Below are 20,558 nucleotides of genomic sequence, written 5' to 3' on the forward strand. Positions count from 1 at the left end.
ATGTGGGTAATGCGACAAACACCGATAGGCTGGCGGTCATGGCTGAGTTCATTTACACGATGAAGAAGGTGCGCAAGGCGCACGGTGACAAGGTCATCCTCGATGACGTCACGATGAGCTTTTACCCCGGCGCGAAGATCGGTGTCGTCGGACCCAATGGCGCTGGTAAGTCCAGCATCCTCAAGATCATGGCCGGGCTGGATCAGCCGGGCAACGGCGAGGCCTTCCTCGCCCCCGGCGCATCCGTCGGCATCCTCATGCAGGAGCCGCAGCTCGACGAGACCAAGACCGTTCGCGAGAACGTCGAAGAAGGCCTCGGCGAGACCATGGTTCAGCTCAAGCGATACAACGAGATCGCCGAGCTCATGGCTACGGATTACTCCGACGAGCTCATGGAAGAGATGGGTGAGCTTCAGGAGAAGCTCGACCACGCTGACGCCTGGGAGATCGATTCCCAGCTCGAGCAGGCAATGGATGCGCTTCGTTGCCCGCCGCCGGAAGACATGGTCACCCACCTCTCCGGTGGTGAGAAGCGTCGCGTCGCACTGTGCAAGCTGCTGCTGAGCAAGCCCGACCTCCTGCTCCTCGATGAGCCCACCAACCACCTCGACGCCGAGTCGGTTCTGTGGTTGGAGCAGCACCTCGCTGCATACCCCGGCGCTATCCTCGCCGTCACCCACGATCGTTACTTCCTCGATCACGTGGCGCAGTGGATCTGTGAAGTCGACCGCGGACGCCTCTACCCGTACGAGGGCAACTACTCCACCTACCTGGAGCAGAAGGCCGCACGCCTCGAGGTTGCCGGCAAGAAGGACCAGAAGCTGCAGAAGCGCCTCAAGGACGAACTCGCCTGGGTTCGTTCCGGCGCCAAGGCTCGTCAGGCCAAGAACAAGGCTCGTCTCGATCGCTACGAAGAAATGGCAAACGAGGCCGAGAAGACCCGCAAGCTCGACTTCGACGAGATCCAGATCCCGGCACCGCCGCGTCTGGGCGACGTCGTCGTCGAGGTCAGGAACCTCGACAAGGGCTTCGACGGCCGGGTCCTGATCAAGGACTTGTCGTTCACTCTGCCGCGTAACGGCATCGTCGGCGTCATCGGCCCCAACGGTGTCGGTAAGACGACGCTGTTCAAGACCATCGTCGGCCTCGAAGAGCCCGACGCCGGTGAGGTCAAGATCGGTCAGACGGTCAAGCTGAGCTACGTAGACCAGAACCGATCCGGCATCGACCCGAAGAAGACGGTCTGGGAGACCGTGTCCGACGGACTCGATTTCATCGTGGTCGGCCAGACCGAATTCCCGTCGCGTGCGTACATCAGCTCGTTCGGATTCAAGGGTCACGATCAGCAGAAGCCGGCCGGAGTTCTTTCCGGTGGTGAGCGCAACCGCCTCAACCTGGCGATGACGCTCAAGCAGGGTGGCAACTTGATCCTGCTCGATGAGCCCACCAACGACCTCGACGTCGAAACCCTCGGTTCGCTGGAGAACGCTCTCGAAGAATTCCCCGGCTGCGCCGTCGTGATCTCGCACGATCGCTGGTTCCTGGACCGCACGTGTACCCACATCCTCGCGTGGGAAGGTGGCTTCGGCGACAACGAAGCTGCGTGGTACTGGTACGAGGGCAACTTCGAAGGCTACGAGGCGAACAAGGTCCAGCGCCTCGGTCCCGACGCCGCGCGTCCGCACCGCGTCACGCACCGCAAGCTCACGAGGGACTGATCGGTGTCGGACGTATTCACGTGTGAGGTTCAGGTTCGGTGGGGTGATTCCGACCGGCTGGGGCACGTCAACAACACCAGGTACGCGGAGTACATGCAGGAAGCTCGCATCCAGTTCCTGACGTCGAAGCTTGCCGCCCATGGTGGCCGTCCGGGATACGTCGTTGTCCGAAAGATGTCCATCGATTTCCTCAAGCCGGTCACCGATCATTCAGGTCCGTTGAACGTCGAGATCTTCACGACTCATGTCGGAACTTCCTCGTTCACGGTCCGTCACGTCGTCCGCGACAACACGGGTGCGGAGTGCGCATCCGGTGACGCCTTGATGGTCGGATTCGACCAGGTGACCGAAAAGTCCAGACCCCTCGCCGACAGCGAGCGTTTGGTACTGGAAGCAGCGCTTGTTCCGGCGTAGTTCACCCTAGGTTGCGGTCACCGCGGCTAGTCTCGAGCATGAGATTGGCCGCGGTGATCAGAACCCACAGGATGTGAGCAAGGAATGACGGACCGAGCACCACGCAGTTCCGAAAGCCTCGACGAAGCGACGTTACTCACGCGCCTTCGCGAGGCTTTTTTCACACATATCGACGAGGGTGACAGCGGCGATGTGATCGACGGCCGATCCGATCGCGTATTGAAAGCGCATCTCGAGCTCGGGCGCACTCGGGTGCCGGGCACGGCGGTGTGGCGGGTCTATCGTCCCTGGGATCCGGCGAAGTTGGGTGCAGCAATCCAGATCGTCAACGACGATATGTCGCTGCTGGTCGAATCCATTACCGCGTTGCTCAACAGGTTGGGTGTGGGTATCAGTCAGTACGCCCATCCGATCATTCGCGCTGATCGAGACAATTCGGGAAATCTGAAGTCTTTGGGAAACACGGGTATCCAGGAATCCTGGATGCACGTGCAGTTGGACGCGGGAGCGCAGGACTTCGAACTCGACGCCATCGAAGAGCACCTGGGCAAGGTGTTGGCCGACGTCCGAGTGGTCGCCGACGACACCCCGTCCATGACTGCACTGCAACTGAGTATCGCGGACGAACTCGAGATTTCGGCGGCCTCCGCCTCCGGCCGCGTCTCGTCGGAAGAGTTCTCCGACACCGCCGGCCTGCTGCGGTGGATGGCTGCCGGTAACTATGCGGTGCTCGGCTATCGGCGGTTTGTCGGCACCGAGGACGGGTCACGCACGGTGGACGGGAGCGGGCTCGGCGTGCTGCGATCCGACGCGGTCACGGACGGTCCGATGAGTTTGCCGCCGGTTGCCGATCTCCCGGACCGTCCACTGCTCGTCCTGACGCAGGGGTCGTTCCCCGCTACCGTCCACCGCGCCGTGTACCCGTACTTCGTCGGGGTATCGATACTCGACGACGACGGAAACATCGTGGGGGAGCACAGGTTCCTCGGCGTCTTCACCGTGGTTGCGCTGCACGAGAACGTCCTTGCCATTCCGCTGATCGAACGCCGCGTGCGCGAAGTTATCCGGCGAGCCGGCGTCGACCTCGATTCGTATTCCGGCCAGGCGATGCTCGAGGTCATTCAGTCCTTCCCCCGCACGGAACTGTTCTCCAGCGACACCGAGACGCTGTTCGAGACCGTCCACGCGGTGCACAGCATCGGCCTGCGTCGCCAGGTGCGGTTGTTCGTTCGCGAAGACACGTTCGGTCGGTTCGTCTCCTGCCTGGTGTACCTGCCACGAGACCGCTACACCACGCGTGTCCGGTTGGCGATGCAACACACGCTCTGGTGTGAATTCGGTCCGGGCACAGTGGATTACACAGCCAGGGTGAGTGAAAACGACCTCGCGCTGCTGCACGTGACAATCCGGCGTGCGCCGGGCAACGAGCCGATTCGGCTCGACGTGTCCGAGGAAAACCGTGAACGGGTACAGGCATTGCTGACCGAGGTCAGCCGCAGCTGGGACGACCGCATCACCGATCTCGTGCGTGAGCGGTCCGACCTCGATCTCGAACTGGTACAGCGGTACATCCGGGTCCTTCCCGACGGCTACAAGGAGGACTTCGAGCCCTCCCGCGCACTGTCCGACATCTCTCGGCTCGAAGCGTTGGCCCCTGGGTCGATCGACGTGTTGCTCTACCGCGGTGAGGATTCCGAACCCGGTCAATGGCGGTTCACTCTGTTTGTCGGCGGCGACGGCATTTCGCTGAGCCAGGTTCTCCCGGTACTGCAGTCGCTCGGCGTCGAGGTGCTCGACGAACGGCCACATGTCGTGCAGCGACTCGACGGAGTGAAGTGCTGGATCTACGATTTCGGGTTGTCGGTGCCGGCGGAACTACGGGCATCCGTGCAGTCGAATCTCGACGCCCAAGTGCCACTCGAAACCAGTACGGTTGCTCTGACCGAAGTGCAGAAGCGATTCACCGCGGCGTTCGGTGCCGTGTGGTTCGGCCGCGCCGAGGCCGACCGGTTCAACGAACTGGTACTGCGGGCCGGACTGACGTGGCGACAGGCAGTCATCCTGCGGGCTTACGCAAAATACTTGCGGCAGGCCACTTTTCCGTACAGTCAGTTTCACATCGAGGGAATCGCGCTGTCGCATCCGCGGACCGCCGCGGCACTCGTAGAACTTTTCGAGGCGAAGTTCGATCCGAACTCGATTGGCGGGGAACGTATCGACGAATTGGAGGTGCAACTGCGCGCCTCGATCGACGAAGTTCTCAGCCTCGACGCCGACCGCATCCTGCGGGGAATGTTCTCGCTGGTGAAGGCGACGTTGCGGACCAACTTCTACGTCGTGGATGCGGATGGGCGCTCGCGCCAGTATCTGTCGATCAAACTTGATCCCTCGCGGATCAGTGAATTGCCCAAACCCCGGCCGGCTTTCGAGATCTTCGTGTACTCACCGGAGGTCGAGGGAGTGCACTTGCGGTTCGGAGCGGTGGCCCGTGGTGGTCTGCGGTGGTCGGACCGTCGGGAGGATTTCCGTACCGAAGTACTTGGTCTCGTGAAGGCGCAGGCGGTCAAGAACGCGGTCATCGTCCCTGTCGGTGCCAAGGGCGGATTTGTCGTGAAGAACCCGCCGGTCCCGACCGGAGATCCGGCAACCGATCGCAGTGCCACACTCGAATCAGGCAAGGCGTGCTACCGGACTTTCATCTCGGGTCTGCTCGACATCACCGACAATGTTCATCCCGAGACCGGGGAAGTCGTGACGCCGGATCGGGTCGTGCGGCTCGACGACGAGGACCGGTACCTCGTCGTCGCCGCGGACAAGGGAACGGCATCGTTCTCAGATTTGGCGAACTCCGTTGCCGCGCAGTACAACTTCTGGCTCGGTGACGCATTTGCCTCGGGTGGTTCGGTGGGATACGACCACAAGGGAATGGGGATCACCGCCCGCGGCGCATGGGAAAGCGTCAAGCGGCATTTCCGGGAAATCGGTGTCGACACGCAGTCCGAGGACTTCACCGTAGTCGGTGTCGGCGACATGAGCGGCGACGTTTTCGGCAACGGCATGTTGCTGAGCCGTCACATCCGGCTGGTCGGAGCATTCGACCATCGGCACATCTTCCTCGACCCCAATCCGGATGCCCAGCGATCGTTTGTCGAGCGTGGCCGGCTGTTCGAGCTTCCGCGATCGTCGTGGGCGGACTACGACGTGAGCCTGATCAGCGACGGCGGTGGAGTGTGGGACCGTACCGTCAAGTCCGTCCCGATCGCCGAAAGTGTGCGTGTTGCTCTGGGATTGGAGGAGGGCGTCACCAAACTCTCGCCGCCCAAATTGATGCGCGCGATCCTGTCCGCGCCGGTGGATCTGCTGTGGAACGGCGGCATCGGAACCTATATCAAGGCGTCCGCTGAGACCAATGCGCAAGTCGGCGACAAGAGCAACGACGCGGTTCGTGTCGACGGAGCAGACCTTCGGGTCAAGGTGGTCGGCGAGGGTGGCAATCTCGGTGTGACAGCGTTGGGTCGTATCGAGTTCAGTGCCAACGGCGGACACATCAACACCGACGCGATCGACAACTCGGCCGGTGTGGACTGCTCCGACCACGAGGTCAATATCAAGATTCTGCTCGACACGTTGGTTCGGTCGGGAGCGCTCCCCGCAGAAGAGCGGAACCCGTTGTTGGCCTTGATGACCGACGACGTTGCCCGCCTCGTTCTGGCAGACAACATTGCCCAGAATGCGTTGTTGGGAATTGCGCGGGTCACGGCGCCGCAAATGCTGGGCGTCCACCGGCGGCAGATCAGCGAACTGAGCACCGCCCGCGGACTCGATCGCGCACTCGAGGCGCTGCCGTCCAACAAGGAGATCGATCGGCGCCTGGCCATCGGAACCGGTTTGACATCACCGGAATTGGCGACTCTCACCGCGCATGTGAAGCTCGCGCTCAAGGACGATCTGCTCGCCACGGAGCTGCCGGACAACGAGTACTTTGCGCAGCAGATTCCCGGATACTTCCCGGGCGCTGTGCGCGATCGGTTTGCCTCGCAGATCAAGGACCATCCACTGCGCCGACAGATCGTGGCGACCATGCTGGTCAACGAGGTCATCGACAACGGTGGAATTACCTACGCGTACCGGTTGGCGGAGGAAACCGGCGCCAGCAGCACGGATTCGATTCGCGCGTACGCAGCCGTCCGTGAGGTGTTTGCGCTCGACGACGTGTGGGGGCGGATCCGCTCGGCCGGACTCGCGGCTGATCTCGAGAACGATCTGATCGTGGAATCGTGCAGACTCCTCGACCGTGCTTCACGGTGGTTCCTCGCCAGCCGTCCGCAACCGATTGCGGTGGGAGCAGAAGTGTCTCGCTATTCCGCGGCCTACCGGTCGACCGCACCTCTCGTTCCCGATTTGCTTGCCGGACATCAATTGACGGATCTGCTTGCCCGAGCCCAATCAGTCATCGACCGCGGGGCGCCGGAAGCTCTGGCACTCGAAGTCTTCCGGCTCCTGGACGTGTACTGCCTCCTCGACATCGCCGACATCGCTGATATCGCCGAGCACGACATCGCGGAGGTTGCGCAGCTCTACTACGCGCTCGATGCACACCTCGGAATCGACTGGTTGCTCACGGCGGTGTCCGGACTCGAGCGTGGGGATCGCTGGCATTCGCTGGCTCGCCTGGCGCTGCGTGACGATCTGTACAGCTCGTTGCGGCAACTCACGATGGAAGTGCTCATCGGCGGAGAGCCGGGGGAATCGCCGCAGGAAAAGATCGACGAATGGGAGGCGACCAACGCGTCGAGGCTGAGCCGGGCGAGGGCCGCTCTCGGTGAGATCTTCGAGTCTGGGACGCTTGACCTGGCGACGCTCTCGGTAGCGGCGCGGCAGGTTCGCAGCATGGTGCGCAGCATGGGCACCCGATCGGAGGTAGGGCGTTGAGCGAGGGATTTCATGCCGACGTGGCGGTTCGATGGTCCGACATGGACGTCTTCCAACACGTCAACCATGCGCGCATGGTGACACTGCTCGAGGAAGCTCGGATTCCGTGGCTGTTTCACGACGGATGCCCGACGGTGTCGTTGCGTGACGGTGCGGTTGTCGCGGATCTGCATGTGCGGTATCGGGGGCAGTTGCGGCACGACGATTCACCGCTCGACGTGTTGATGTGGGTGGATAAGATTCGAGCGGTGGACTTTACGATCGGATACGAGGTGCGCCCGAAGTCGGCGGGGCCCTCGGTGGCGCCGGCCATCGTGGCGTCGACGCAGATCGCTGCCTTCGACATCGACACGCAACGACTGCGGCGGCTCACCGAACCCGAGCGTGGGTACTTGGAGCGTTGGCAGCGTGCATGAGCGAATGCTGATCGTGCCTGATGACGCCGAGCGCAAGAACTTGGCCGGCTTCATCGGGCACGCGTTGCGGCTGGACGAATCGGCTGTCATCAGGATGCGTCGACGCGGCCCAGATCACGTGAGTGTCTGGGCGGCAACTGGGTTCGATGCCCTGGCGACGCGCACCATCGTGGGGACCGTCAACCCGGACGACACCTCGGCGGCGGGGGATGCCTTGTTGGCTGCACTGTCCCACGCGTCCGGCGAGCTGATCGATCCGGGATTCTCGATGGATTCGGCGTGGCGCGGAGCGCTGCCACCAGCCCTGGGATTCGAGCATCTCGACGATGTTCCGGCGAAGGTGCTGATCGAATTGGCACAGCGCGGAAACGCTTTGGCGCAGGAGCATGGCAGCAGTTCAGGTCCGCCCGTCTCGTTGCTCGACCAGGAGGTGCTCGAGGTCAGCGGGCCGACCATCACGGCCGGGATCTCGATGCGTGCGATATTTGCGCTGACCGCAATGGGATTCGTCGACGTGAACCGCATCGACGAGTCGGAACTGGTGCGGGTTCGGGCAAGCAAGTCCTGGATTCGCCTCGATGCGCGCTTCGGTTCGATCTATCGCCACCGCGGCGGCTCGATCCCACTCATGGTGGCTCGCTAGCGTTTACGCAGTGTGTCCGCTGTCAAGAGAGCGAGGGCTGCGACCACGGTGGCCATGCCGAGCAGTGCCACGGTGGTGATGGTCTCGCCAAGAACTGCTGCGCCGAGGGCCGCTGCGACTACCGGTTCGAGGAGGGTCAGCGTTGCAACGGTTGCCGGACTGAGGTGCCGAGCCCACCTGGCCACTGCCAGATCAGGATTGGCAGGAGAAGAATCCCGCCGATTCCGAACATCTGGCCCATCGCACCCTGCGTGGATACTCCCGCGGTGATCATGTGGGCGCCGGCAACGGTGTAGACCGCGTAGCCCAGTCCGGCAATGAGTGCGGGAACCGCACCGGCGAGGACGTTCGAGGCATCGTCGCCGGGTTGGCCGGCGACGATGAGCGTCATACCGGCGACGGCGACCACTGTGGAGAGGAACCACAGTGGGCCAGGCCGACGGCGGTCCACCAGGTACTGCAGTACGCCGGTGAACGCCGGACCTGATCCCAGTGCGATCATCGTGCCTGCGGCGACACCGGCGGCCGCGAGAACCACTCGCGCGGAACCGACGGCCAGGGGATCGAGGTCGTATCCGAGACTGTCCGACGCCAGGGCCTGGGCGGTTCCCGTGGTTCCGAACAGCACAGCCGCCGCAACAACCGCCAGGACCGAGCCCCGGTGTGTGGGGATCTGGCTCAGATCAGCCACGCAGCGGTGTTGACAGGCAACAGACCGTCGACCAGGGGAGCGCTGCTGAGGATGACGTCGCCGGCGGGTAGGGAAATCGGCACATCGGATGTGTTGAGGGCACAGATCAAGCCGCCCCGTCGACGAAAGGCCAGGCACCCGGGAGGGCTCCCGTACCAGTCGATTTCGCTACCCGAGATCTCCGGCCGCGACGAACGCAATTCGAGGGCGCTGCGGTACAGCGAGAGCATCGAATCGACGTCCTCGAGTTGGGCCTCGACGGTCAGAGTCGACCACTCGGCCGGCATCGGCAACCACGTGCTCGCTGCAGTCGTGAAGCCGAAGGGCGGAGTGGTGCCCTCCCACGGCAACGGCACTCGGCATCCGTCGCGGCCGCGCTCGGCATGGCCGGAACGTTCCCACACCGGATCCTGCAGGGCGTCGTCCGGCAGCTCGACGTTGGGCAAGCCGAGTTCGGCGCCGTTGTAGATGAAGGCGGCGCCGGGAAGTGCAAGCTCGACCAGTGCCATCGCGCGGGCGCGCGCAGTTCCGATCTCGCCGCCGCCGTATCGGGTGACTTCACGTTCGACGTCGTGATTGGACAGCGTCCAGGTGGGGACACCGCCGACCTCGGCCACTGCAGCGAGGGAGTTCTCGACCGCTGCGCGCACGGATTCCGCCGCGAACTCGGTTTCGGCCAAGCGGAAGTTGAATCCGAGGTGAAGCTCGTCCGGGCGGATGTACTCGCCGAAGCGCTCGTTGTCGCGGACCCAGATCTCGCCGACGGTCATCGCCTCGGGGAATTCGTTCATGACCTTGCGGATTCCGCGGTGGATCTCGTGGACCTCCGGATTGTTGAACCTCGGGTCGTCGTCGTCGTTGCGCATGAGCTCGTTGAGGTCCCAGTCATGGTCGGGCAAACCCTCGGGCTTGGCCATTCCGTGGGCGACATCGATCCGAAATCCGTCGATACCCCGGCTGAGCCAGAAGCGCAGCGTCTTGGCCAGATCCTCGAAAACCTCGGGGTTGTCCCAGTTCAGATCCGGCTGTTCCTTCGCGAAGATGTGGAGGTACCACTGCTCGGGTTTTCCGTCGGCGTCCGTGATGCGGGTCCAGGCCGGGCCCCCGAAGATGCTGGGCCAGTTGTTGGGCGGCTCGGTGCCGTTCTCACCCTTGCCGTCGCGGAAAATGTACCGGGATCGTTCGGGGGAACCTGGCGCGGAATCGAGCGCGGCTTGGAACCATTCGTGCTGGTCGCTGGTGTGGTTGGGGACCAGGTCCATCGTGATCTTGATATCGCGCTCATGTGCCGCGCTGATCAGTGAATCCATCGCGGCGATGTCGCCGAACAGGGGATCGATGTCACGCGGGTCGGAGACGTCGTACCCGTGATCGGCCATCGGCGACCGCATGACCGGACTCAACCAGAGGGCGTCGACGCCCAGCAGTTCCAGGTATCCGAGTTTGTCTTCGATTCCGCCGAGGTCACCGATGCCGTCGCCGTTGGAATCGGCAAAAGATCGCGGATAGATCTGGTAGAAAACCGCCTCGTTCCACCAAGACGGAGTGGACGGGTTGGTAACGGTCGAATCCGCGGGGCTACTCACAAGTTCTCATAGTGCCAAACCTCGAGCACTCGCACGACTTGGACACGACTGTTTGGTGGTTCTTTACCTCACCTTGGTGTACTTTCCAGGGGCGAAGACACTGCCGTCGGCAATCTTTGTGTTACTGGTTTCTCTAGGGGGGAAAATCATGAGCTTGTCGGCAATCGAAGCAGTGAGTTTGGACCAACTTCCGTTGAACGACGATCCGATCAACGCGGACTGGATCATTTCCGGGAAACCGGTCGCGCGTGCCGCGCAGTGGTCTGCCAGCAAGGACGGCACCACGACAACGCACGTGTGGGACTGCACCAAGGGGCGGTTCCGGTGGTACTTCAGCGTCGACGAGATCGTTCAGATCCTGGAAGGCTCGGTGACGGTCGAGTCGGAGGGGGTCGCGAAGCGCACGTTGCGGGTCGGCGACGCCGCGCTCTTCCGCGCCGGCAGTTGGTCGGAATGGCATGTCGAGGATTACGTCCGCAAACACGCGATTCTGAGTGTGCCCCTGCACCCGAGCGTGTCGTTCGGTGTTCGGGCTGTGCGCAAGCTCGGACGAATGGTCAGGCGCTAGCGGTTCAGATGGCGGAATTGACCATGGACGCTGCGGCCATCTCCATGTAATCGATCAACTGTTGGCGATGCGCGGCGTCCAGGGTCTTCTCGTCGATGGACGCGATCGCCGTGTGCATGCAGCGTAGCCATGCGTCACGTTGGATCGGGCCGATCACGAAGGGATTGTGCCGCATCCGCAAACGAGGGTGTCCACGCTCGTCGGAGTAGGTGTGCGGGCCGCCCCAGTACTGCTCGAGGAACATCCGCATGCGGCGCTCCGCGGGACCGAGGTCCTCTTCCGGATACAGCGGGCGAACAACCTCGTCCTTCGCGACTTCCTCGTAGAACCGCGCGGTGAGCTTGTGGAACGTCTCGGCTCCGCCGACGGCGTCGTAGAAGGTTTGCTGTACGTCATTCATGGCGTGTTCCATTGTGCCTGATGGCGGGCGTGGTCGGTTTCCGGGTCTGCTGGAGGTCTGTTCACCCGAAATTCACCGGCAATCCGAGCAATTTTGTGCGAAATGGGAGTGCGTAACCGGAATATCCGTGGTCAACTTGGGGGCAGTCTCCCGGAGGTCTGATGAAGAACCGACACGCTGCACGAAATCACCGACAACTCCAGCCCGCTGGCGGCCGTGGTGCCATCGCTCGCGCAGATGCGCGGCACGACCACGCGTCAGGGGCTGTTCTGGAAGTTGTTCCTGACGGATTCGGTCACACCGCCGACTTCGCCACGGATCACGTGGTCCCCGAGTGGATCAAACGCCGAGTGCTACTACTCAACGTCACGTACGAACCGCTGACGGCCCTGCCCGCCCGACGGGCTGTGGTCTTGATGGCCTGCGGTAAAGCCGACACGGTTCACGAAGACGAGTTCGGACCGATTGTCCACTCTGCTGACTGGTCGGTGCAGGTGCCATCGGTCATTCGCCTACGAACCTATGTGCGCGTCCCGTATCGTGCGCGCATCCCCATGACCCGCGCCGCACTGATGCATCGTGACCATTTCCGATGTGCGTATTGCGGCGCTAAAGCCGAGACCATCGACCATGTTGTACCGCGCAGTCGCGGCGGCGGGCATTCATGGGAGAACTGCGTGGCATGCTGCGCCCCGTGCAACCACCGCAAAGCCGACAAGATGCTCAGCGAACTCGGGTGGACGCTGCGTGCCGAATTGGTTCCGCCGTCAGGTCCGCACTGGCGATTGCTGGCCGCAACCAAGGAACTGCACCCGTCGTGGGTGCCGTATCTCGGTGTCGGTGCTGCCTGACTCGAACTGCCCGAAACAATTGCCTCGATAATTTGTGGCCCTGACGCTGTCCTTCCTGGCGTTCTGGGCTACGTTATCTGGTGTGAGCATTCTCGAGGTAGTACTGATATACGTTGGGATCCCGGCCCTGATCACCGCCTTCTTCGCGGGTGCGTCCTTCCTCGGGAAGAAGACGCCGGGTCCGGTTCCGCCGGCGTTCCATCTGGGTGAGTCGTGGGATCACGCTCCCATCCTGTGGAGTGCTGTCGACGAAGTGACCGTTCGCGGCGGTCACCACGGCAGCGCACACGCGATCGAAGCCGGCTCGGCTGATCTGATTGGAGGAACCGCAAGTGGCAAGTGGTGATCATTCGACAGCGGTCGCAGTAGCGCCCGAAAACCTGCCTATGGGCAGCGTCATCACGGCTAGTGGCCGTATCTCTGCCGTGCATCGTGTGGGGGAGCCGTTCACGGACGATCTTCCGTTCACGACCAAGGACCTGGTGGCCCTCGACGTCGCGCTGACCGAGGCGACGCGTGCTACCAAGGTGCGTTTCAACGTGTACGTCGGCGACCTGGGCGCAGATCCGACGGCCGGTGCCGACGCACTGTTCCCGACCACACCCGAGGCGGAGCGTTCGGTTCTCATCGCCGTATCTCCCAACCAGCGCGTCGTCGAGGTCCGCAGTGGCCGCGTCGTTGCCGATCGGGTCACCGACCGCATTGCGCAGCTCGGTGCCACCGCAGCGGTGAGCTCCATCAGCGAAGGAAACCTGATCGACGGACTGATCAGCGGAATCCGTGTCATGGCAGCAGCAATCTCTGCGCCGTAGTTTTTCGTAGTCCCTGCACTGAGACCGGTGCCCGCCTCGAGAACATCGAGGCGGGCACCGGTCTTTCTGCATCAGCTGGCGTCGAACTTACGGGCGGCGAGCGATCGGACTACACCGGCCTGACCTTCCACGACCAGACGGCGTAGTGCGGGAGGAATGTCTCCTTCGAGGAAACGATCAGCCGCTGCGACGGATTCTTCACTGACCGACCACGACGGGTACAGACCGACGACGACGGTCTGCGCCACCTCACTCGAGCGGCGCTCCCATACGGCGGCGATGTCGTCGAAGTAGCGCGAGACGAACGGTTCGAGAAGATCGTCTTGTCCTTCTCGGGCAAAACCGCCGATGATGGACCGCGCCGTGATGTTGGGTACCGAATCGTCACCGACCACCTTGGCCCACACCTGCTCCTTCACCGCAGCTTGTGGTCGACCGGCAGCTGCGGCTGCGGCCTGCCTGGCGCCGGCAGCAGTCGGGTCGCGCTCGGCCTCGGAGTCGATGAACGGCGTCTCGAGGCCTTCGGCATCCACTTCGCCGGCCGCGGCGAGAGCGCCGACAATGCGCCAGCGCAGATCGGTGTCGACAACCAAGCCGTCGAGGCCGACGGTCGCGGGATCTGCGTCGAGCAATTCGCTCAGGACTTCCGTGTGCCACGGGGAGAGCGCAACTCCGGTGAGCGCGTTGACAAATGCGAGTTGGTGATCGGAACCTGCCTCGGCTTCGCGGGCAAGTTCGAGGAGCCGGTTGGCGAAGTCGGCCCAGCCTTCGGCTGCGGCCCAGACCGGATCTGCGTAGTTTCCGATGGCGGTCTGGGCTTGGAGCAGGAGACGTTGAACCACCCCGACCTCGGTCTCGGCGCTGATGCCGCGCTGAACCAGCGCGACAAAATCACGGGCCTTGAGTTCGGCCTGACGGGTCATCTCCCACGCCGCGGACCAGACCAGAGTGCGGGGAAGTGCTTCGGCGATATCGCCGACGCGGTCGATCGCCGTTGCGAGGGACTGCGGATCGAGCCGCACCGAGCAGTACGTGAGGTCGTCGTCGTTGACGAGAACCAATTGACCGCGATGAACTCCGAGAAGTTCGGGGACATCAGTGGTGTCGGCGGCATCGAGATCGAGTTCGACACGTCGGCTCCGCACGAGCTTGCCGTCGACATCGTCGTAGACGCCGATCGCGATGCGATGCACTCGGCGCTCACCGGCGCCGGGGGCCGCGCCGTCCTGCAACACAGCAAATCGGGTGAACTTACCGTCTGCGTCGACGTCGAAGTCCGGGCGCAGAATGTTGAGCCCAGTGGTCTTGAGCCACTGCGTTCCCCAGTCGGAGAGGTCGCGGCCGGAGGACTTTTCGAGAGCACCGAGCAGGTCGTCGAAGGTGGCGTTGCCAAATGCATGCTCGCGGAAGTACTCCCGCAGTCCCGCGAGGAAGGGGTCGAGGCCGACGTACGCCACCAGTTGCTTGAGAACGCTGGCACCCTTGGCATACGTGATGCCGTCGAAGTTGACCTCGACTGCAGCCAAGTCCGGGATGTCGGCGGCGATGGGGTGGGTGGACGGCAACTGGTCCTGACGGTATGCCCACGACTTCTCGACGTTGGCAAAGGTTGTCCAGGCATTCTTGTACTCGGTGGCCTCGGTCTGGCAGAGCACGGACGCGAACGTCGCAAAGGATTCGTTGAGCCACAGGTCGTCCCACCACGTCATGGTGACGAGGTCGCCGAACCACATGTGGGCCATTTCGTGAAGCACGGTTTCGGAACGACGCTCGTACGAGTAGCGAGTGACCTTGGACCGGAAGACGTAGTCCTCGAGGAAGGTGACCGCTCCGGCGTTCTCCATGGCGCCGGCGTTGAACTCCGGGACGAACAACTGGTCGTACTTCCCGAAGGCGTACGGCACACCGAAGTTTCGGTGGTAGAAATCGAAGCCCTGCTTGGTTTCCGTGAACAGGCGCTCTTCGTCCATGAACTCGGCAAGCGAAGCGCGGCAGAAGATTCCGAGGGGAATGTTGCCGTGCTCGTCGGAGTAGTTGTCGGTCCACTCCGCGTACGGTCCGGCGATGAGCGCAACGAGATACGTGCTCATCTTCGGTGTGGTGCGGAAGATGTGCTTGCCGGGATCGGCGGCGAGAGTCGCCACGACGGCGGAATTGGAGATGACTTTCCACGAGGTCGGCGCGGTGACGCGGACATCGAACGTGGCCTTGAGATCCGGCTGATCGAAACACGCGAACATGCGCTTGGCGTCGGCGGTCTCGAACTGCGAGTACAGGTAGACAGCACTGTCCGTCGGGTCGACGAAGCGGTGCAGACCCTCTCCGGTGTGCGAGTAGTCGCAGTCGGCCTCGACGACCAGTTCGTTGCTCGCGGCGAGGTCCGACAAGGCAATTCCGGTGGCCTCGTCGTAGTCGGAGATATCGATCGGAGTGCCGTTGAGCACCGCGGAATGAACTCGGGCAGCGATGATGTCGATGAAACTGCTCGAGCCTGCAGTGGCCGAAAAGGTCACGGTGGTCTTGGAGAGGAACGTCTCCTCACCAGGGGCATCGTTGCCGTCAGTGAGATCGAGTTCGATCAGGTAGTTGTCGACGGTCAGCAGCGCTGACCGTTCTGCTGCCGTCTCGCGTGTCAGGTTCGGTGCGGCCACGAAGATCTCCTCGTTGATGGTGTGGATCTTTATGTGTCCATCCCATCATGACGGGGATTACTTCGTGATCGCGGACGCGTCCGTCAGTGGAACGGCAGGATCTGCCAGGCGCTTCGGATCTACCGGGACACTGGAGGCAACCAACTCCTTGATCGCGTCACCGGCGTCCCAGATGTTGACATTCATGCCCGCCAGAACCTTGTTGTCGCCGTCGAGCCAGAAAGCCAGGAATTCACGGCCCTCGACATCGCCGCGCGTCACCACCGAGGCGTAGCTGCCGTGGGGAGCGTGGCCGACGTATTCCATTCCGAGGTCGTACTGGTCGGTGAAGAAATACGGCATTCTCACGTACTCGGCCGGCCGGCCGAGCATGGTGTCCGCAGCGGTTGCCGGCTGGTTGAGGGCATTTGCCCAGTGCTCCACCCGGATTCGCGCGTTCAGGATCGGGTGCGTCGCGGCCGCGATATCACCGATCGCCACGACGTCGGGGTCGCTGCTCTGCAGGCCTGCATCGACGAGGACTCCGCCGTCGACGTCGATACCGGCGGCCGTGGCCAACTCGATATTGGGGAGGGCGCCCACAGCGATCAGGACGGCGTCTGCGGGAACGACACTGCCGTCGGCCAGGGTGACGCCCGCGGCAACCCCGTCGGTGACCGCGACGGACTTCACGTCGGTACTCGTTCGCAGATCAACGCCGTTCTCGCGGTGCAGTGCGGCAAACACTTCACCCATCTCCGGGCCGAGCGTTGCTTCGAGGGGAAGGCTCGAATGTTCGAGGATCGTCACGTCGACGCCGAATCCGCGCGCCGAAGCAGCGATTTCCAGGCCGATCCACCCGGCACCGACCACAACCAGTTTCTTGTCCGCGGCGAGCGCCTCGAGCAGCGCCGACGCCTGGTCGATCGTGCGGATGTAGTGGACACCGTCGGCGTCGGCACCCGGAATATCGAGTCGCCGAGAACGCGAACCGGTGGCGAGAGCCAATTTGTCGTACGAGAGCGTGGAACCGTCGGGGAGAGTCACGGTGTGCGCGACGGGGTCGAATGCCGTTGCGGTTGTTCCCGGTCGCAGGTCCACGTGCTGATCGCGGAACCATTCACCGTCGTGGACCGTGAATTCCGGGAGGGTCTTCTTGCCCGCAAAGAATTCCTTGGACAGCGGTGGACGCTCGTACGGCAGATGATCTTCTTCGCTCAGAAGGACGATGTCCCCGTCGAAATCCCGCTCTCGCAGGGCCTCCGCAGTTTTTGCTCCGGCCAAGCCGCCGCCGATGATGACGAATCTCCGATTTGCGCTCATGGTTGAACCACTCCTTCGCACTCGTGTTCTTTCGACATTACTGGTGAGAGAAGGTGGTTCGGGAGTATGTGGGAAGGATTGGTGGGGGAAGATTGTTGCCATGGCGGGTGCGCAAATTTTCGTTCCCGCGAGGACCGTGACCGATAGGGAGTTGTTTACGTGAGTGCAGTCGAGAACAAGAGTGCTGACCGGGCTGATTTCTGGTTCGACCCTCTGTGCCCGTGGTGCTGGATTACTTCGCGGTGGATCCTCGAAGCGCAGCAGGTCCGCGACATCGACGCGAAATTCCACGTGATGAGCTTGGCCGTCCTCAACGAAGGACGTGACCTGCCCGAGGAATATCGCGAGATGATGACCAAGGCCTGGGGACCGGTGCGGGTTGCGATCGCCGCTGCAAAGCTGAAGGGCGACGATATTCTGCTGCCCCTGTACACGGCGATGGGAACCAAGATCCACAACGAAGGCAACAAGGACTTTGCCGACGTCATCAAGCGTTCACTCGACGAGGTGGGCCTCCCGGCAGAGCTGGCCGATGCGGCCGAGTCGACCGAGTACGACGAGGCTCTCCGCGAAAGTCATCATCACGGCATGGATGCGGTCGGCCCCGACGTCGGAACCCCCACCATCCACGTCAACGGCGTTGCCTTCTTCGGTCCCGTTCTCTCGCGCATCCCGCGTGGCGAAGACGCAGGCCGAGTGTGGGACGGCGCAGTTGCGCTAGCGAGCTACCCGCACTTCTTCGAACTCAAGCGCACACGCAACGAGGATCCGCAGTTCGACTGAGTTCGACCGCACCAGGGCCGGGTGCGCGCCGGGGGATGAGCCTGAGAGAATTGTCCCCATGCGCGTATACCTGGGTGCCGACCATGCCGGATTCGAACGTAAGAACGAGATCATCGAACACCTCACAGCCAATGGCCACGAAGCCATCGACTGTGGTGCTCACGAGTACGACGCCGTGGACGACTACCCGGCTTTCTGCATCGAAGCAGCGAAGCGGGTAGTCGCCGACGAGGGAAGCCTGGGCATCGTCCTCGGCGGAAGCGGCAACGGTGAGCAGATTGCCGCCAACAAGGTTCCCGGCGCCCGCTGCGCTCTGGCGTGGAGCGTCGAAACCGCCAAGCTGGCCCGCGAGCACAACAAGGCACAGCTCATCGGCATCGGTGGACGTATGCATTCCCTCGAGGAATCGCTGGCCATCGTCGACGCCTTCCTCGCCACCGAGTGGTCCGGCGAAGAGCGTCACCAGCGCCGCATCGACATCCTCTCGGAGTACGAGAAGACCGGCGTCGCACCGACATTGCCGCAGGCCTGATCGAGAAGTAGTCCGGTGCCCGAAGGTCACACCCTGCATCGACTGGCACGGTTGCATGCCAAGAAGTTTGTCGGTTCACCAGTCCGCGTTCTCAGCCCGCAAGGGCGATTTGCCACTGACGCGGCTCTGGTGGACGGGCATGTGCTGACAGCCTCCGATGCCTGGGGCAAACACCTCTGGCACACGTACGACAATGGTTTGATCGTCCACGTACACCTCGGTTTGTACGGAAAGTTCACCGACAGCGCCCTCCCGATGGAAGAACCGGTGGGGCAGGTCCGGATGCGAATGGTCGGTGCCGGTTTCGGCACCGACCTTCGTGGTCCCACCGCCTGTGAAGTCTTGCTGCCGCCGCAGGTAGCCGCTATCGAAGCCAGACTCGGCCCCGATCCACTGCGCCGCGACGCCGATCCGCAGAAGGCATGGGCCCGTATCTCGAAGTCCAAGACCGCAATCGGCGCACTGCTCATGGACCAGGCAGTGCTGGCCGGGGTCGGCAACGTCTACCGCGCTGAATTGCTGTTCCGCCACGGGATCAATCCCGAACGCCCCGGCAACCTCGTCACCCACGACGAATGGACTGCCATGTGGGTAGACCTTGTCGAACTCATGAAGGTCGGTGTACGACGCGGAAAAATGCATGTCGTGCGCGCCGAGCACGACAACGGCGATCCGGCCTACGCCAAGGATCGCCCGCGCACCTACGTGTACCGGCGCGCGGGATCACCGTGCCGGGTCTGCGGAGCACCGGTCCTTCATTCCGTCATGAAAGCGCGAAACCTGTTCTGGTGCCCCGTGTGCCAGGCGGTTTAGAAGTCCATCCCGCCGCCGAAGTCCATACCGCCGTCGCCGAAGCCGTCGTAACCGCCGCCGTCGTAGCCTCCGCCGTCTGCGGTGTAGTCGGTATCGCCTTGGTCGTAGCCTCCCTGATCGCCGGCGTCACCTTGATCGCCCGTGTCACCTTGATCTGCGGCACCCTGGTCGGCGTTCGGGTCGCCGCCTGCAGCGAAAGCTTCTGCGCCGTAAGGAACTCCGGCCATTCCCGAGAACATGGTCGAGAACAGCATCATCGAACCCAGGCCCCAGGCGCCCGCGACGAGGGCAGGTTTCCACCACGGTTCCGAGTACCAACCGGCCGGAACCGGCCGGCCGGCGACGCGTCCACCGGGGTAGTAGTTGGGGGTACGCGGTGACGGGGTCGGTGATGCCGCGACCTTGCGACCCTCGAACTCGACCTCGCGGGACTCGGTCACCGCGCCAGCAGCTTTCTGGCCGTCGATGGTGGGAACGTCAGGACCCGGATCCATTCCCATGGCGACGCGGGCCGCACGAATGTAGTAAAGCCCTTCCAGCGCAGTCTGTTTCGCGAGCCGCGCTTGAACGGGAGTGGCGGCCTGATCGATCTGGGAGCCTGCCGCGGTGTAACGCTCGGCTGCGTCGGCGAGAGCTTGCCGTGACGGTTCGTCGGTGCCGGTGAGGTTGTACACCTGGCCGCCGAGTCGCTCGATTGCCTGCCTGGCATCAGCTTTGGCGTCGTCGAGTTGCGTCGCGCTGTGGGTGGAACCGCGTTGCTGGCTTTTCATGACCAGGAACACGACAACAGCCAGAACAACGAGAATGAGAAGAATCGTGGTCACGGGTTGGCCTCCGAGCAGTATCGATCCGGACAACTCCAGGATACGGATCGCTGTAACAAAAAATCCGCACCGGCGAGGCCGGTGCGGATCTTTGTGGAAGTTTCCCTCCGATGGAGGGGATGACGGGAATCGAACCCGCGTGATCAGTTTGGAAGACTGAGGCTCTACCATTGAGCTACATCCCCGTGCACACGCGAACTCGGGATCGCCGTGTTCGTCGTCTGCGATTCGAAACTGTACCCAATGCGGGTGCGGATTTCATAATCGGGGGGTCGAAAGCGTTCTCACCAGGGAAATCTTCGGCGAGGGCTTGTAGTTCACTGTGTGGTGGTGGTTGGTTCACCGTGTGGTGGTGGCCCAGGCCGGGGTTTCGAGCCGAATGCAGGCTGCACGTGCTTACGGCTATCCGTGTACAAATGGTGGGCGGGTTCGTGAGAGAGTAGTGAGCGCGATAAGGTTTGGCGCAGTCGCAAGTACGCGGCTGTTTTCGTGAGGGTGTTTCAAAGAAGCACGTTTGCGGTAACGGGATGTAGCGCAGCTTGGTAGCGCATCCGCTTTGGGAGCGGAGGGTCGCAGGTTCAAATCCTGTCATCCCGACAAGTACGTATACGAGACTCCACTA

At 62.8% G+C, this 20,558-nt stretch carries 19 protein-coding genes and 2 tRNA genes; 13 read left to right on the plus strand and 8 right to left on the minus strand.

All coding sequences use genetic code 11. The annotated features are described in order from the left end of the window. Positions 1–38 precede the first annotated feature (38 nt). The 5 genes from ettA (at position 39) to FFI94_RS10000 (ending at position 8,123) form a co-directional block, all read left to right on the plus strand. Positions 39–1,718: an energy-dependent translational throttle protein EttA gene (gene ettA, locus FFI94_RS09980; RefSeq protein WP_138872817.1), complete on the plus strand. Its 1,680-nt coding sequence runs from the start codon at positions 39–41 to the stop codon at positions 1,716–1,718. Between the two features lie 3 nt (positions 1,719–1,721). Next, entirely contained in the window at positions 1,722–2,132 is a 411-nt protein-coding gene (locus tag FFI94_RS09985; protein ID WP_138872818.1) for a thioesterase family protein, read from the plus strand. An 84-nt stretch (positions 2,133–2,216) separates the two neighbouring features. Continuing rightward, a complete protein-coding gene (locus FFI94_RS09990) occupies positions 2,217–7,064 on the plus strand; it encodes an NAD-glutamate dehydrogenase (protein ID WP_138872819.1) in 4,848 nt (1,615 codons plus the stop codon). After that, entirely contained in the window at positions 7,061–7,480 is a 420-nt protein-coding gene (locus FFI94_RS09995; RefSeq protein ID WP_260683978.1) for a thioesterase family protein, read from the plus strand. The genes FFI94_RS09990 and FFI94_RS09995 overlap by 4 nt, the downstream gene beginning before the upstream one ends. Continuing rightward, positions 7,473–8,123 (plus strand): hypothetical protein, encoded by a 651-nt coding sequence (locus tag FFI94_RS10000; protein ID WP_138872820.1) that lies wholly within the window; start codon positions 7,473–7,475, stop codon positions 8,121–8,123. Before FFI94_RS09995 ends, FFI94_RS10000 begins: the two co-directional genes overlap by 8 nt. Here FFI94_RS10000 and FFI94_RS34165 read toward each other — a convergent pair. The 3 genes from FFI94_RS34165 to FFI94_RS10010 are packed head-to-tail and all read right to left on the minus strand — an operon-like array spanning position 8,120 to position 10,400. After that, entirely contained in the window at positions 8,120–8,308 is a 189-nt protein-coding gene (locus tag FFI94_RS34165; protein ID WP_260683980.1) for an EamA family transporter, read from the minus strand. The two genes, FFI94_RS10000 and FFI94_RS34165, sit on opposite strands and share 4 nt — an antisense overlap. Continuing rightward, complete coding sequence (locus tag FFI94_RS10005; protein ID WP_260683981.1) at positions 8,260–8,814, minus strand: hypothetical protein; 555 nt, start codon at positions 8,812–8,814, stop codon at positions 8,260–8,262. The genes FFI94_RS34165 and FFI94_RS10005 overlap by 49 nt, the downstream gene beginning before the upstream one ends. Next, positions 8,802–10,400 carry an alpha-amylase family glycosyl hydrolase gene (locus FFI94_RS10010; RefSeq protein WP_138872821.1) on the minus strand — a complete coding sequence of 533 codons (1,599 nt, stop codon included), beginning with the start codon at positions 10,398–10,400 and terminating at the stop codon, positions 8,802–8,804. The genes FFI94_RS10005 and FFI94_RS10010 overlap by 13 nt, the downstream gene beginning before the upstream one ends. A 148-nt stretch (positions 10,401–10,548) precedes the next feature. Between FFI94_RS10010 and FFI94_RS10015 the strand changes: the two genes are divergently transcribed. After that, the gene (locus tag FFI94_RS10015) at positions 10,549–10,968 is read left to right on the plus strand and encodes a cupin domain-containing protein (protein ID WP_138872822.1); all 420 of its coding nucleotides are present in this window, start codon (positions 10,549–10,551) and stop codon (positions 10,966–10,968) included. A 4-nt stretch (positions 10,969–10,972) separates the two neighbouring features. Here the strand turns inward: FFI94_RS10015 and FFI94_RS10020 are convergent, their stop codons facing one another. Then, a complete protein-coding gene (locus FFI94_RS10020; RefSeq protein WP_138872823.1) occupies positions 10,973–11,368 on the minus strand; it encodes a globin in 396 nt (131 codons plus the stop codon). Positions 11,369–11,529: 161 nt separating this feature from the next. Here FFI94_RS10020 and FFI94_RS10025 point away from each other — a divergent pair, with 161 nt between their 5' ends. The 3 genes from FFI94_RS10025 (at position 11,530) to FFI94_RS10035 (ending at position 13,031) form a co-directional block, all read left to right on the plus strand. Then, positions 11,530–12,219: an HNH endonuclease gene (locus FFI94_RS10025; RefSeq protein ID WP_185993171.1), complete on the plus strand. Its 690-nt coding sequence runs from the start codon at positions 11,530–11,532 to the stop codon at positions 12,217–12,219. 82 nt (positions 12,220–12,301) lie between these two features. After that, complete coding sequence (locus FFI94_RS10030) at positions 12,302–12,565, plus strand: hypothetical protein (protein WP_033233164.1); 264 nt, start codon at positions 12,302–12,304, stop codon at positions 12,563–12,565. Then, positions 12,552–13,031 (plus strand): DUF5130 domain-containing protein, encoded by a 480-nt coding sequence (locus FFI94_RS10035; RefSeq protein WP_138872824.1) that lies wholly within the window; start codon positions 12,552–12,554, stop codon positions 13,029–13,031. The genes FFI94_RS10030 and FFI94_RS10035 overlap by 14 nt, the downstream gene beginning before the upstream one ends. Before the next feature lie 71 nt (positions 13,032–13,102). Here the strand turns inward: FFI94_RS10035 and pepN are convergent, their stop codons facing one another. Together pepN and FFI94_RS10045 are read right to left on the minus strand one after the other, a co-directional pair. Further along, positions 13,103–15,682, minus strand: coding sequence for an aminopeptidase N (pepN, locus tag FFI94_RS10040; protein WP_138872825.1), 2,580 nt, complete (start codon positions 15,680–15,682; stop codon positions 13,103–13,105). Positions 15,683–15,739: 57 nt separating this feature from the next. Beyond that, positions 15,740–16,984 (minus strand): NAD(P)/FAD-dependent oxidoreductase, encoded by a 1,245-nt coding sequence (locus FFI94_RS10045; RefSeq protein ID WP_138872826.1) that lies wholly within the window; start codon positions 16,982–16,984, stop codon positions 15,740–15,742. 159 nt (positions 16,985–17,143) lie between these two features. On the opposite strand from FFI94_RS10045, the gene FFI94_RS10050 reads away from it, so the two are divergent. From FFI94_RS10050 to FFI94_RS10060, 3 genes are read left to right on the plus strand one after another with little or no spacing between them, the layout of a single operon-like run. After that, positions 17,144–17,767: a DsbA family protein gene (locus tag FFI94_RS10050; protein ID WP_138872827.1), complete on the plus strand. Its 624-nt coding sequence runs from the start codon at positions 17,144–17,146 to the stop codon at positions 17,765–17,767. Positions 17,768–17,825: 58 nt separating this feature from the next. Beyond that, positions 17,826–18,299: a ribose-5-phosphate isomerase gene (locus FFI94_RS10055; RefSeq protein WP_138872828.1), complete on the plus strand. Its 474-nt coding sequence runs from the start codon at positions 17,826–17,828 to the stop codon at positions 18,297–18,299. A gap of 15 nt (positions 18,300–18,314) precedes the next feature. Continuing rightward, positions 18,315–19,112, plus strand: a complete 798-nt coding sequence (locus tag FFI94_RS10060; RefSeq protein ID WP_138872829.1) for an Fpg/Nei family DNA glycosylase — start codon at positions 18,315–18,317, stop codon at positions 19,110–19,112. On the opposite strand, the gene FFI94_RS10065 is transcribed toward FFI94_RS10060, so the two are convergent. Together FFI94_RS10065 and FFI94_RS10070 are read right to left on the minus strand one after the other, a co-directional pair. Next, a complete protein-coding gene (locus FFI94_RS10065; protein WP_138873707.1) occupies positions 19,109–19,882 on the minus strand; it encodes a DUF1542 domain-containing protein in 774 nt (257 codons plus the stop codon). The genes FFI94_RS10060 and FFI94_RS10065 overlap by 4 nt on opposite strands. A gap of 165 nt (positions 19,883–20,047) precedes the next feature. After that, positions 20,048–20,121: transfer RNA gene (locus FFI94_RS10070), tRNA-Gly, on the minus strand. Positions 20,122–20,459: 338 nt separating this feature from the next. Here FFI94_RS10070 and FFI94_RS10075 point away from each other — a divergent pair. Continuing rightward, a tRNA-Pro gene (locus FFI94_RS10075) sits at positions 20,460–20,533 on the plus strand. The last annotated feature ends 25 nt before the right edge of the window (positions 20,534–20,558 follow it).

The organism is Rhodococcus sp. KBS0724 (assembly GCF_005938745.2).
GTDB lineage: Bacteria > Actinomycetota > Actinomycetes > Mycobacteriales > Mycobacteriaceae > Rhodococcus_F.